The organism is Yoonia sp., assembly GCF_014859355.1.
Lineage (GTDB): Bacteria > Pseudomonadota > Alphaproteobacteria > Rhodobacterales > Rhodobacteraceae > Yoonia.
This window is the reverse complement of sequence record NZ_JACUUJ010000001.1, coordinates 43,287-57,006: the sequence shown is the minus strand read 5'-3', so window position 1 is coordinate 57,006 and position 13,720 is coordinate 43,287. Positions and strand designations below refer to the sequence as shown.

Sequence of the window (13,720 nt, the reverse complement as noted above, 5' to 3'; positions counted from 1 at the left end):
TAAAATGATGGCAGGACCATTCAAAATTGGTGTCGATGACGACACAGGCGCCGATCTGGGATTTGTGCTGAGCTGTCTGGCGATGGGCATGATCACAATGGACGAACTGCATATGTGGATTCATCATGTGATTGCCGAAACGCCCGGCGGCGACGTGCCCCCGCATCTGGTGGCGCTGCTGGCGGTCAAGAACAGGTCCAACGTTTTCCGCCCGAACGCGGCGGTGATGCGCCGCCTGCCCCACGACCCGTTCATCACCGATGAACGTTTCGACGCCATGATGGCGATGAGCCGCCTGGTCCGCCCCGAACACGCCGGAATGGCCGATATGACCGAAGCCGAGGCCAAAGACGCGTTGCGGCGGCACCCCGAGGTCGTTGACCGCTTTTGTGCGCTATTCCCCTTTATCAAGGAGAAAGTCGCCTAAATGGACTTTGCCACCCTTTTGCAGATGCTCGACGCTACAATGCGTCTGGCGACCCCGCTGTTGCTGGCCTGTCTCGCGGGCCTGTTTTCGGAAAGGGCCGGTATTTTTGATATCGGACTAGAGGGTAAAATGCTGGCGGCCGCCTTTATGTCGGCGGCCATTGCGGCGGTCACGGGCAACGTCTGGATCGGACTACTGGCGGGCATAGGTGCGTCGCTGGCGTTGTCAGCGATTCACGGGCTTGCCTCGATTACCTTTCGCGGCAACCAATTGATTTCAGGGGTGGCGATCAATTTTCTGGCCGCCGGGCTGACTGTTGTGATCGCACAAAGCTGGTTCCGACAAGGCGGGCGCACGCCGCAATTATCAGGTGACGCGCGGTTCAACGCGATCACCCTGCCCTTTGCGGACACATTGCGCGATGTGCCAATCATCGGGCCGATCTATTATGAACTGATTTCCGGCCACACAATTCTGGTCTATGTCGCCCTTTTGACGGTGCCGCTGACATGGTGGCTGCTTTATCGCACCCGCTTTGGCCTGCGCCTGCGTGCTGTCGGCGAAAACCCCGCCGCTGTTGATACCGCAGGTGTGTCGGTCATCGGCTTACGATATGCGGCTGTGGGCATTTGCGGGGTGCTGTGCGGGATTGCGGGCGCTTATCTGGCGACAGCGTTGCAGGCCAGTTTTGTCAAAGACATGAGCGCGGGGCGCGGTTATATTGCGTTGGCCGCGCTGATCTTTGCAAAGTGGCGGCCGTGGTATGCGCTTTATGCGTGTCTGCTATTCGGGTTTTTGCAAGCTATGGCGCTGCGGCCTGATGTGATCGGGCGGGTGCTGGGTTTTCAGGTCAATGGCCAGTTGCTGGACGTCATGCCCTATATCCTGACGGTGATCATTCTGGCGGGGTTCATCGGCAAGGCCATCCCCCCGCGCGCTGGCGGCGAACCCTATATCAAGGAACGTTGACGACCAGCGCCGCCAAAAAATGTGACACCTCAGCCGCGATTATGCGCGTGTATTACAACTTCCCAAGCGCAATACCGAAGAAAATCTAAGTCCAGTTTTGAGTCAGTCATAACGCCAGCAGGTGAAATTTCTGCATTTGCAACGTAAAATCAGGATGGAGATTTGACAGACTGCGTTGAAACGTCTTTGGTGCAATCACTGGCACAAACGCCCGGATCAGTCGATGCAAATATACCTACCTATCGCCGAAGTATCGGTGAACGCTTTCCTGTTACTTGGGTTGGGCGGGATCGTGGGTATCCTGTCGGGCATGTTTGGCGTGGGCGGTGGTTTTCTGATGACGCCGCTGTTGTTCTTTATCGGCATCCCGCCCGCTGTGGCTGTGGCAACCGAGGCAAACCAGATTGTCGCGTCGTCCTTTTCGGGCGTGCTGGCGCATTTCAAACGCAAGACTGTCGATCTGAAAATGGGCACTGTCCTGCTTGTGGGGGGGCTTGTCGGGTCAGCTCTGGGGATTTTGCTGTTCAATTACCTGCGCGCGTTGGGTCAGGTCGATCTGCTCGTCAAGCTGTGCTATGTGGTGTTTCTGGGGATCATCGGCGGGCTGATGTTCATCGAAAGCCTGAACGCCATCCGCAAATCCAAAAAACCGGGGGCCAAGGTTACGCGACGGCGGCATAACTGGGTTCACAACCTGCCACTCAAGATGAAATTTCGGGTTTCGGGGCTGTATATCTCGGTCATTCCGCCGCTTGTTGTCGGGGTGCTGGTTGGGGTGCTGGCCGCGATCATGGGGGTGGGCGGCGGGTTCATCATGGTGCCTGCAATGATTTACCTGCTCGGCATGCCGACAAAAGTTGTGGTTGGCACATCCCTGTTCCAGATCATCTTTGTGACCGCATTCACCACGATGCTGCACGCGACCACCAACTATACCGTCGATGTGGTGCTAGCCGTGCTGCTGCTGGTCGGCGGAGTGGTTGGCGCGCAGATCGGCACCCGGATCGGGGTCAAGCTCAAGGCGGAACAATTGCGCATCTTGCTGGCGATCCTCGTGTTGGCGGTGTGCGGCAAACTGGCCTTTGACCTGCTTGTGCAGCCAAGCGAATTGTATTCGCTGGGCATGGATGGGCACGCATGATCCGGCTGATTGTCCTTTTGATGGTGCTTGCGATTCCCGCCAAGGCGGAAACGATCGTACTGGGCCTCAGCCACGACCGGGTTTCGATTACGGCGACCTTTGAAGGATCCGAAATCCTGATTTTCGGGGCTGTTAAACGTGATGCGCCGATGCCCGACACCGGCGATCTTGGGGTTATCATCACGGTGGCTGGCCCCGCTGTGCCGGTCACGGTCCGCCGCAAGGACCGCCGGCTTGGCATTTGGGTAAACACCGATAATGTCGAGGTCAGCGCGGCACCAACCTTTTACGCGGTTGCAACCAGTAGCCCCATGAACGAAATCCTACGCGATGTCGAAGACCTGCGCTATCGTGTGACCATCCCCCGTGCGATCCGTTCCGTCGGGGCGTTGGTCAGTGACAGTGAAACCTTTACAGAGGCGCTGATCAGGATCCGCGCCGATCAGGATTTATATCAAATTCTGGAAGAGGCCGTTGATGTCGAACAGGATACGCTGTTCCGCACCAGCATCGCCCTTCCCGCCAACCTGACCGAAGGCGATTATGTTGCGCGTATACTGCTGACCCGTGATGGCCGCGTGATTGATGAATACACCGCGAACATTCCTGTGTACAAGGTCGGCCTGGAACGCTGGCTGTTCAACCTAGCCCATGAAAATGCGTTTCTTTATGGGCTGATGTCGCTGTCTATTGCCATTGCGGCGGGCTGGCTTGCATCCGCCGCGTTCAGCTTGCTGCGCCGCTAACCGCGCCCGATATGCGGCATTTTGGTCGCCATCACCATCATGAATTGCACGTTCGCCTCGGGCGGCAATGACGCCATGTGATAGATTGATTTTGCCACATCCATGACCGCCATGGATGGCAGCGGGTCCAGCCCTTGGGCTGCGCGCGTCTTTTCCAGATTCAACACCAGATCGGTGCGCGCATTGCCAATGTCGATCTGACCGCAGGCGATGTCAAAGGCGCGCCCGTCCAGTGTCAGCGTCTTGGTCAGCCCGGTGATGGCGTGTTTCGTGCTGGTATAACAGACCGAGCCTTCACGCGGGGTGTGGGCCGAAATGGACCCGTTGTTGATGATCCGCCCGCCCTGCGGCGTCTGGTGGCGCATCTGGCGGAACGCGGCGCGGGCGCACAGAAACATGCCTGTCAGGTTCACATCGACGACCTGTTTCCAGTCATCCAGCGCGATTTCATCAATCGTGGTTTGCGGGCCGAACATGCCTGCGTTGTTGAACAGCACGTCCAGATGACCGAACTGGCCAAAGGCCGCATCGACACCCGCCTCATCCGTTACATCACAAGGCAGCGCCACGGCGTTTTCATGGGTCATTTCAGCCAGCGCATCGGCGCGGCGGGCAATCAAGCCAACCCGCCATCCCTGCGCCAGAAAATGTTCGGCCGTGACCCGGCCGATACCGCTGCTGGCGCCGGTAATGATTATGCTTTTCATATCTCTTCGCTTTTCAATTCCAAGGGGACCGCCGGAACATCCAGATCATCGGTGCGCAAGATGCCTTGCGGCCGCGCAAGCCGGTTGCGCACCACCCAGCGCAGTTGCGTTTCGGCCCGCGTTATCGCCACATAGGCCAGCCGTTTCCACAATGGCTGTCCCGCCTCGATACGCCCCATGCGCGACGCGATTTCGATATCCGGCGCAAAGACCTGCACCGTATCCCATTGCGACCCCTGCGCCTTGTGGATCGTCACAGCCGCACCATGCAGAAAGGTGGCCCCCATGCGCGCGGCAAAGGGGATAAACGGTTCAGCGTCGCCTTCCTGTTCGATCTTGACGATGCTGGCGGCGCTGACCTGCGGATCCTCTGCCCCCATGACATGCAGGCGCGAAAACCCCGGTTTGCGCCCCGGCCCAAGGTAGACGACCTGCGCCCCTTTGATCAGTCCGCGCGCCTCTAGATCCAGCCGTTTCTTGCGGTGTTTCAACGGCAGTTCCAGCCCGTCGCAAATCAACGGCTCACCTGGCAGCAATTCATCCACCGGCGCATCAAAGGCAGCGCGAAAAGCGTGTATCAGACGAATGCGCGTGGCGTTGCGCCAGACCAGACAGGGGGACCGCGCCATCAAGTCCGCCTCGACCCGCTGGGCCATGACGACACGTTCGTCGCGCGCGGCGGCGTCTGCGACCATGCGTTCGAAGGCGTAGAAATCCACCAGCGGGTCAGCCAGCGCATGCGCCAGATCAAGGATCGGGTTGCCCGCGTCCTGCCGATGAATGCGGTTCAACGTCAGCACGCGGTTTTTTGGCAGGGTTTCAAACACCATGCCCCCGCTGGATTGCACGGGGGGCAACTGGGCAGGGTCGCCGAACAACAGCAGGGTGGGAAAAATTTCTTTCAGGTCTTCGAATTGCTTGGCGTCCAGCATCGAGCTTTCGTCGACAAAGCCGATATCCAGCGGTTCTTCACGCCGTTTCCAACCAGTGATGAAATCACTGCCGCGCAATCCAGCAGAGGCAAGGGCCGCAGGCACCGACTTGTTGATCTGATAGGACGCATAGGCGCGGTCCAACGCGATGTCTGTCAACCCTTCGATCTCGGGGCGGTCGCCCTGTCCGGCCAGCCATTCAGCGACTTTTTCATATTCGGGGTCATAGACGGGGGTATAAAGAATACGGTGGATCGTGGTCGCCGGCACGCCGCGATTGCGCAGCACGCTGGCGGCTTTATTCGTGGGGGCAAGAATGGCCAGCGTGCGCCTGTCCTTGCGCTTGCGCCCTTCCCAATCGCCGGAAATGACATCAACGCCCGCGTTTTCCAGCGCCTTATACAGCCGCGCCAGCAACATTGTTTTGCCCGATCCGGCCTTGCCGATCACGGCCATCACCGATGTTGTGCCAGCTTGCGGCGGTTGCAGCAGGCTATCATCCAGATCAATGCCGGATTGGCGCAGCGCAAGGGCCACGTTATCCCATGCTTGGGCCTGATCGTCGGAAAATGTAATAGCGGGTGCGTTCATGCCGCGACAGTAGCCTTACCACCGCGGCGCTGCCAGCGTCTTAGGCGGCTTTTTCGATCTGCTGCACCGTTCGGCCAAAGGACCGCGCGAACCAGTGTTCTGATATATCCGACGACAGTCCGGCGCGTTGCAACACCTTGACGCGATCTTCGGGGCGGAAGGGCCACAGCCCTACGCTTATCTTGTCGCGACCTTCGCCTGCGCTGCCCAGCACCTCGGGCGAGGCACCGATCATCGCATAAATCCGCACCATGCGCGGATCGAACACGCCCAGCAAATGCGTCAGCGAAAACGCCCGCATCAGTTCGCCACCCGCCAACATCAGCGCGGCGGCAACGCGCGGTGTCGATTTCTGGCCAAGGCAAAACCGTGTGCATTCCCAGATGAACGGGCTGCGGATATCGACCCCGTTCAGCAAGTCTGCAAAATGATCGTTTACCATCGTGCGTTCGGTCGTCGGCAAAAACCGCATAGAGCCGCCGTGCGTGCCGTCCGGGTTCACCCAGATCACGTAAAGCGGGTTCATGGCGTCGTATTCATCATGCTCCCACCCGTTTTCATCGACAGTCACGGCCCATTTCAGCCGGTCTGCAAACTGTGTCGCGCGGTCTTTGTGCATGCTAGCGCGCAAGGTTGGATACTGTGACAATTCTGTTGCATAAATATAGCGGAGCATGGTTCTTCCCTTTTAAACGATGACCAAGTCATCACAGGGTAAGATTCAAAAGCCCCGCAAAGGTTAACAGCACGCGCGCTACGTTAATGATTTATTAATGCTCTAGTGAGTTGCGGGTTTTGATGGTTCGTTGCGCCCGGGCCAGTCCCCCCGCGCCGAACGCGCAGACCCACCGATCACGATCAACCCTTCTGCAACGGCGCGCGCTACGGCATGGGTGGTGTTGGCCGCATTCAGCTTGAACCGCGCGCTTTCGATATAGGCCCGCAGCGTATGTTCTGAGATGTGCAGCAAATCAGCAACCTGCCCGCGGCTATACCCCATTCCCAGATAGGTCAGCGCATCCATTTCACGCGGCGACAGCGCGCGCACCGGTTCCGGCACACGGACCTTTTCGATCTGAAGCGCCTTCTGGTTCAGGTAATGTGCGACCAATATCCACGCCCTTTTATGCGTGGCGGTCAGTTTGTCCCATGTTTCATCACAACTGGTATGCGATGCGGTGAACAGGGCTAATTGGCCGTTTGGCCCCCGGATCGGAATGCTGAATCCCTGATTGCCGACACCGTGGTATATCGCGTCCTTGCGAAACCTTTGCCCGGTTTTTGATGACCAATCCAAGCTTCGCCAATCCACTGGGTCGAACCGTTGAAAGCAACCTATGATGACCGGATCTATCCGCAGATAATCCATTTCGACATAGCGCTGCGCCCATGCCGGGTCGTAGGTGCCAAACCCGAATTGTTCACCATCGGCGCTGACCCAGTGATATACGATATGATCGACCTTGAAATGATCGCGCATTTCGACAGTCAACAACTGAACTTCGTCAATCGCCTTTGCCTTATCCAGCGCCACCAAAAACTGATCGAGGTCCATCATCATCGTCACCAAACACTACCGGACTGGCATGCGCTGTTTGCAAACTTAGTTCGGCCGAGGCGATAAACGCTGCTTTTTCAAGTTGAACCGCCAACAAAGGCAGATCGTTTGTCTTGGAAAAGGTTGTCAGATCGGCAAGAACGTCGATGATCCAGTCATGTCCCATTGGCATCTTTCATATCCAATAATGAATAAAATGTTAACATTTTTTTCATGATAGGATCATCAGTTCAGGTTTTATACCGGCCTTTTTCGCCCCCCCACAAATAGCGGGTAGACATTACTTGACGTTAGGTAAAGTAGCAAGAAAACGCAGCAATCGATTGCCGCGCCTTTTGCCTGTTTCCGACTTGCGGTTACCGTTTTTCCGCGGCCTCAATCGTGTCATCAAAAGTGCGCAAACCTGTTGTCGGCGCCTGCACCAGCACGGCCATGTTACCGGGTTTATGTTCATTTTTACGCATTTTGGTATGGGCAGCAGGAATTTGCGACCAGCCGAACACCTCTGACATGCAGGGGTCCAGCCGCTGCTCAACCATCAGATTATTCGCGGCGCTGGCCTGTTTGAGGTTGGCAAAATGGCTGCCCTGCAACCGTTTCTGGTGCATCCACATGTAGCGGACATCAAACGTCAGATTGTATCCGGTGGTGCCTGCACAAATCACAACCATGCCGCCGCGTTTGCATACAAACGTAGACACGGGAAAGGTCGCCTCGCCGGGGTGTTCGAACACCATATCGACATTGTTGCCCTTGCCAGTGATGTCCCAGATCGCCTTGCCGAATTTGCGGGTCTCATCGAACCATATTTTGTATTCGGGCGTGTTTACCGTGGGCATCTGGCCCCAGCAATTGAAATCCTTGCGGTTGATCACGCCCTTGGCACCCAATGACATCACAAAGTCACGCTTGCTTTCGTCGCTGATCACGCCGATCGCATTGGCACCTGCGGTGTTGATCAACTGAATCGCATAAGACCCCAGACCGCCTGACGCCCCCCAGACCAACACGTTTTGACCGGGTTTCAGTTCATGCGGGTGATGGCCAAACAACATCCGGTATGCAGTGGCGAGCGTCAGCGTGTAACAGGCGCTTTCTTCCCATGTCAGGTGCTGGGGGCGCGGCATCAACTGCTGGCTTTGCACGCAGGTGAATTGCGCAAAGCTGCCGTCGGGGGTTTCATAGCCCCAGATGCGCTGGCTGGGTGAAAACATCGGATCACCGCCGTTGCATTCCTCATCATCGCCGTCGTCCTGGTTGCAATGAATCACCACCTCATCCCCGACTTTCCAGCGCTTGACCTTGTCACCCACGGCCCAGACGATGCCCGCCGCATCAGACCCGGCGATATGATATTCGGCCTTATGCACGTCAAACGGGCTGATCGGAATGCCCAGACCAGCCCAGACGCCGTTGTAGTTGACGCCCGCAGCCATCACCATCACCAGCACCTCGTGGCTGTCCGGCTTGGGGCAATCCACAACCTCAATCTCGAATGCCTTTTCGGGTTCGCCATGCCGTTCACGGCGGATCGTCCACGCGTACATTTGTGCCGGCACATGGCCCAAGGGTGGCATTTCACCCACGGCATAAAGGTCTTTTTGCGGGGCGGAATAGGGGGCTGTCTGGTCAGACTGATCAAGGGCCATCGCTGTCTCCATCGCTGCGATTCCGGTTTTGCCGCACCGCAGAATCGGCGCGTTCACCTATGCATAGCGATTTGCAGGATAACTTTGCAACCCATTTAGTATAAAATTTGTAATTAAATTACTCTGCAACCGCAGCATTTTCGCCTGAATTTGCTGCGACTGCATCAAAATGATGCGCAACCGAATTAGCGTAATAAGCAAGAACATCCCGCCCTTGTTCGGTGACTGTGATCATCCCGCCAGATTTGCGGATCAGGTCACGCGCCGCCAAACGATTGACGGCATCCTGCGCAATGGCATCCACCCTGCGCACCGGCCGGGGCAGCCGGTGTTCGGCACATTCTGCAATCGCGGCGGTCAGATCCTGTTCCAGCGCATCGCGCGTCATCGGCGCATGGCGCAGCAAGGATCGCGCGACCAGCGGCACACCCAAAACCGGGATCACGCCGTTGATCCGGTGCATCAGTTCGGCCCCCACCGCCTGCGTCAGATCGCCCTTGGCTGTGCTGGCCAATGCAGACAATTCCAGAGGTTCCCCAAAACTGACAGAGGCGACGCCAAACCCTTTGAACCGGCCCGTCATGCGCTGCCACAAATGGCCCAGCACCGCCCCGACGATCACCCGCAGCGGCGGACGAAAGCGCCGGTTACCTGATTTGTCAGCAGCGATCAGGAAATTATCCTCTAGCACGCGGTCATAGTTCAGCGCGACAGGCACAAAGATCACCTCGCGTTTTTCGGGGTCGAAATCATCTACGATGTAATTCAGCAGGCCCAGTTTCGCTGGTGCCGTCTTGCCCGTCAGGCTTAACCCTCCTTCGGGGAACACTGCCTGACTGACACCACCGCGCGTGGCCATCTGGACGTAGCGGGCCAGCACCTTGCGGTATAATCCTCCAGTTGACCGGCGCCGGATGAAATAGGCCCCCATCGCCCGAATGATCGCCGACAACGGCCAGACCCGCGCCCATTCCCCCACCGCATATGACAGCGCGCCAGTCTTGGACGCCAGATAGGTGACCAGCACGTAATCCATGTTGCTGCGGTGGTTGATGACAAAGATCACGGTTGCATCCGGGTCGATATTTTCCAGCCGGGCGCGGTCAAACTTGCCCAGCTTGATCCGGTAAAGCGATTTGGACAGCCAGCGCGCCAATCTGATGCCATAGCTGAAATAGGCGGTTGCCGAAAAGGATGGCACGATTTCGCGGGCATACCGGCGGGCCTGTTCAAAGGCCACGTTTTCGGGGATTCCGTGGGCGGCCGCATGATCCACAATCGCCTGCGTCACCTCGGGGTCATAAATCAAACGCTGGATCATATCATGGCGGCGCGCCAGCTTGAACGGCTCGATCGGACGGCGCAGGCGCTTGTTGACCTTGGCGATCACCCGTTCGGCGCGCTTGCGAAAGAACCAGCGCACCGACGGGAACAGGAAATGCGATGCGAAGGTGACTGCCGCAAAAAGGACAATCAGCACGAAAACCCAAAGCGGCATGGAAACAGTTTGCGTCATTGGGTGAAAGTGACAGGGAATGACGCCGGGGTAAATCCCGTCATGCCGCGTTGCGGCGAATTGACAGCGCCAGATAATTTCCCATAAATAGCATGAACGCGCAATTTAATTGCGCGAAGCGATTCACAGGAGCCTATAATGACGCAATCGCAGAAAGACCGCCCATGGCTGTTCCGCACATATGCAGGACATTCTACCGCTGCGGCGTCAAATGCGCTGTATCGCGGGAACCTTGCAAAGGGGCAAACAGGTCTTTCGGTGGCATTCGATCTACCGACACAGACGGGATATGACAGCGATCATGTGTTGGCAAAGGGTGAGGTTGGCAAGGTCGGCGTGCCGGTCGCACATCTGGGCGACATGCGCGCGCTGTTTGCTGATATTCCACTGGACCAGATGAACACATCAATGACGATCAACGCGACAGCGCCATGGCTGTTGTCGCTTTATATCGCCGTGGCCGAGGAACAGGGTGCCGACATCAGCGCGCTGCAAGGCACCGTGCAGAACGACATCATCAAGGAATACCTGTCGCGCGGCACCTATATCTGCCCGCCCGAACCGTCCTTGCGGATGATCACCGACGTGGCCGCCTATACCCGCGAACACCTACCCAAGTGGAACCCGATGAACGTCTGTTCCTATCACCTGCAAGAGGCCGGCGCGACCCCCGAGGAAGAACTGGCCTTTGCCTTGGCCACCGCCACCGCCGTGCTGGACGATCTGCGCGGCAAAGTGCCTGCGGAACATTTTCCTGAAATGGTAGGGCGTATTTCATTTTTCGTGAATGCGGGCATTCGCTTTGTTACCGAACTTTGCAAAATGCGCGCTTTTGTTGAATTATGGGACGAGATTTGCGCAACGCGTTATGGCGTTGAAGATGCGAAATACCGCCGTTTCCGCTATGGTGTGCAGGTCAATTCTCTGGGGCTGACCGAACAGCAACCTGAAAACAACGTCTATCGCATTTTGCTGGAAACGCTGGCGGTAACATTATCGAAAAACGCCCGCGCCCGCGCCGTGCAATTACCCGCCTGGAACGAGGCATTGGGCCTGCCGCGCCCATGGGATCAGCAATGGTCGCTGCGGATGCAGCAAATTCTGGCCTATGAAACCGATCTTTTGGAATTTGACGATCTGTTTGACGGAAACCCCGCGATCGAACGCAAGGTCAGCACCTTAAAAGAAGGCGCGCGCGCCGAATTGGCGCAGATTGACGGAATGGGCGGGGCCGTTGGGGCGATTGCCTATATGAAATCGCGCCTGGTCGAAAGCAATGCCGCCCGCATTGCAGGAATTGAATCAGGTGCAACCACCGTTGTCGGCGTCAATAAATGGCAGGCGGGCGAACCATCGCCGCTAACCGCAGGCGATGACGCGATCATGGTCGCGGATCCAGAGGCCGAGGCAGACCAGCTGCGACGCCTTGCAATATGGAAGGCAAGGCGCGACGCGGATACCGTGGCGGCCGCCCTGACCGCCCTGCGCGCGGCAGCACAGGACGGCAGCAACATCATGCCCCCTTCCATTACCTGCGCCCGTGCAGGTGTCACGACAGGGGAATGGGCCGATGTAATACGTGCTGTTTTCGGCCAATACCGCGCGCCCACAGGGGTCAGCAGCAACCCATCCAACCGCACCGAAGGCCTGGATGATCTGCGCGAACAGGTTGATCTGGTCAGTGCAGCACTGGGGCGGCGGCTGAAATTTCTGGTGGGAAAACCGGGGTTGGATGGCCATTCCAACGGGGCCGAACAAATCGCGGCCCGTGCGCGGGATTGCGGCATGGATATCACCTATGAAGGCATTCGCCTGACGCCTGATGAAATTGTCAAAGCTGCCCAAAACGATGATGCGCATGTGATCGGGCTGTCTATATTATCTGGTTCGCATATTCCGCTGGTGCGCGAAGTCATGGATAAACTGCGTAATGCCGGATTGGGGCACATTCCCGTTATTGCCGGGGGTATCATTCCTGACGAAGATGCCGCGCAATTAAAGGAAATGGGCGTTGCAAAAATTTACACTCCAAAAGATTTTCAACTGAACGCGATCATGCGTGATATCGTCACCCTCGTCGATCCCCGCCCAATGGCAGCGGAATAGGCCCGTTCAGATTTATCCTTTTGGGCATAACCCTTAACAAACGCTTTACTAAATAATGCTGGATGTTATCGTTACATGACTAGAATGAGATAGTGTAATGATACCTGATCTGAATTCAATGAACCGCAAAGAGCTGGAAAAGCTTCGGGCGGATATCGAAAAAGCGCTGGAAAATCTGACCGAAAAAAACAGGCAAGCTGCCATTGCTGCCGCTGAAAAAGCGGCGGCTGCACATGGCTTTTCGCTTGCAGAAATTACTGGCGCTATCGGGGCCAGAATGCGGAAAACAAAGACGGGTCCGAAAACCGTATCGCCGCCGAAATACCGCAATCTCGAAAATTCCGAACAGACCTGGACAGGCAAAGGCCGCCAACCCGATTGGTTTAAATCCGCCCTGCAATCAGGCAAATCCCCCGAAGACATGGAAATCTGATCCAGCTTTGCAGATATGCGGCCACGTAAATCGCGTGCTGCAAGATATGCGCCAGAATGAGGCCGAAGATGACAATTCACATTGGTGCCGATAAAGAAGATATCGCGCCGACCGTCCTGATGCCGGGCGATCCCTATCGTGCGAAATGGGCTGCTGAAACCTTTTTACAGGATGCCCGCTGTATCAATCAGGTGCGTGGCATGCTGGGGTTTACCGGCACGTGGCATGGCCACCCTGTGACCATACAGGGGTCTGGGATGGGGATGCCGTCGCTGTCGATTTATGCCAATGAATTGATCCGCGATTACGACGCGCAAACATTGATCCGAATTGGGTCTTGCGGGGGCATGCAAGAACATGTGGGCATTCGCGATGTGATTCTTGCCATGACGGCTTCGACCCTGTCCACACCCTCGCGCGGGATTTTCAAGGAATTGAACTTTGCCCCTTGCGCCGACTTTGGCCTGTTGTCCGCCGCGCATCAGGCCGCCATGGCAAAAGGCGTGCCGACACATGTGGGCGGCATATATTCATCGGATGTCTTTTATGACGAACGGCCCGATTTGAATGAACAGATGATGCGACACGGGATTCTTGGCGTGGAAATGGAAGCAGCAGAGCTTTATAACCTTGCTGCGCGCCATGGCCGCCGGGCGCTGGCTGTGCTGACCGTCAGCGACCACTTGTTAACCCACGAGGCGCTCCCCGCTGCGGATCGCGAACGATCCTTTGGTGACATGGTTGAAATAGCCCTGACCGCCGCATTTACCTGAACCATTCTGCCCGTCCACGGCTGCAGTCATCGGCGTTGGCTGAGCCGCCCGGAATTTACCCGAGGGTGATTGCCCACAAGCTGCTGACGATCCGGGGCCATGCAAGTGGACAATGAACAAGCCCGATTCCAAAGCTGTCATGCGCTTGTTACGACAAGTCAGCCTGCGGTGT

At 57.0% G+C, this 13,720-nt stretch carries 14 protein-coding genes; 7 read left to right on the top strand and 7 right to left on the bottom strand.

The genetic code is table 11. The features are described from left to right. The first annotated feature begins 7 nt into the window (after positions 1-7). From IBX59_RS00300 to IBX59_RS00285, 4 genes are all read left to right on the top strand, one after another. Positions 8-427: a hypothetical protein gene (locus IBX59_RS00300; protein ID WP_296371170.1), complete on the top strand. Its 420-nt coding sequence runs from the start codon at positions 8-10 to the stop codon at positions 425-427. After that, positions 428-1,396, top strand: a complete 969-nt coding sequence (locus IBX59_RS00295; RefSeq protein WP_296371168.1) for an ABC transporter permease — start codon at positions 428-430, stop codon at positions 1,394-1,396. A gap of 223 nt (positions 1,397-1,619) precedes the next feature. Then, a complete protein-coding gene (locus IBX59_RS00290) occupies positions 1,620-2,537 on the top strand; it encodes a sulfite exporter TauE/SafE family protein (RefSeq protein WP_296371166.1) in 918 nt (305 codons plus the stop codon). Beyond that, positions 2,534-3,283 carry a TIGR02186 family protein gene (locus IBX59_RS00285; RefSeq protein WP_296371164.1) on the top strand — a complete coding sequence of 250 codons (750 nt, stop codon included), beginning with the start codon at positions 2,534-2,536 and terminating at the stop codon, positions 3,281-3,283. The genes IBX59_RS00290 and IBX59_RS00285 overlap by 4 nt, the downstream gene beginning before the upstream one ends. Here the strand turns inward: IBX59_RS00285 and IBX59_RS00280 are convergent. The 7 genes from IBX59_RS00280 to IBX59_RS00250 form a co-directional block, all read right to left on the bottom strand. Further along, positions 3,280-3,990, bottom strand: a complete 711-nt coding sequence (locus IBX59_RS00280) for an SDR family oxidoreductase (protein WP_296371162.1) — start codon at positions 3,988-3,990, stop codon at positions 3,280-3,282. The genes IBX59_RS00285 and IBX59_RS00280 overlap by 4 nt on opposite strands. Next, positions 3,987-5,513 (bottom strand): AAA family ATPase, encoded by a 1,527-nt coding sequence (locus IBX59_RS00275; RefSeq protein WP_296371160.1) that lies wholly within the window; start codon positions 5,511-5,513, stop codon positions 3,987-3,989. Before IBX59_RS00275 ends, IBX59_RS00280 begins: the two co-directional genes overlap by 4 nt. A gap of 40 nt (positions 5,514-5,553) precedes the next feature. Beyond that, entirely contained in the window at positions 5,554-6,189 is a 636-nt protein-coding gene (locus IBX59_RS00270; RefSeq protein WP_296371158.1) for an acyl-homoserine-lactone synthase, read from the bottom strand. Positions 6,190-6,291: 102 nt separating this feature from the next. After that, positions 6,292-7,074 (bottom strand): LuxR family transcriptional regulator, encoded by a 783-nt coding sequence (locus tag IBX59_RS00265; RefSeq protein ID WP_296371156.1) that lies wholly within the window; start codon positions 7,072-7,074, stop codon positions 6,292-6,294. Next, positions 7,034-7,237: a hypothetical protein gene (locus IBX59_RS00260; protein ID WP_296371154.1), complete on the bottom strand. Its 204-nt coding sequence runs from the start codon at positions 7,235-7,237 to the stop codon at positions 7,034-7,036. Before IBX59_RS00260 ends, IBX59_RS00265 begins: the two co-directional genes overlap by 41 nt. Positions 7,238-7,427: 190 nt before the next feature. Next, positions 7,428-8,720 carry a crotonyl-CoA carboxylase/reductase gene (gene ccrA, locus IBX59_RS00255; protein WP_296371152.1) on the bottom strand — a complete coding sequence of 431 codons (1,293 nt, stop codon included), beginning with the start codon at positions 8,718-8,720 and terminating at the stop codon, positions 7,428-7,430. Between the two features lie 118 nt (positions 8,721-8,838). Beyond that, entirely contained in the window at positions 8,839-10,236 is a 1,398-nt protein-coding gene (locus tag IBX59_RS00250; RefSeq protein WP_296371150.1) for a 1-acyl-sn-glycerol-3-phosphate acyltransferase, read from the bottom strand. A 138-nt stretch (positions 10,237-10,374) separates the two neighbouring features. Here IBX59_RS00250 and IBX59_RS00245 point away from each other — a divergent pair, with 138 nt between their 5' ends. The 3 genes from IBX59_RS00245 (at position 10,375) to deoD (ending at position 13,548) form a co-directional block, all read left to right on the top strand. Beyond that, positions 10,375-12,342, top strand: a complete 1,968-nt coding sequence (locus tag IBX59_RS00245; RefSeq protein ID WP_296371148.1) for a protein meaA — start codon at positions 10,375-10,377, stop codon at positions 12,340-12,342. 97 nt (positions 12,343-12,439) lie between these two features. Next, positions 12,440-12,775: an H-NS histone family protein gene (locus IBX59_RS00240; RefSeq protein ID WP_296371146.1), complete on the top strand. Its 336-nt coding sequence runs from the start codon at positions 12,440-12,442 to the stop codon at positions 12,773-12,775. 68 nt (positions 12,776-12,843) lie between these two features. After that, positions 12,844-13,548 carry a purine-nucleoside phosphorylase gene (gene deoD / locus IBX59_RS00235; protein WP_296371144.1) on the top strand — a complete coding sequence of 235 codons (705 nt, stop codon included), beginning with the start codon at positions 12,844-12,846 and terminating at the stop codon, positions 13,546-13,548. Positions 13,549-13,720 lie beyond the last annotated feature (172 nt).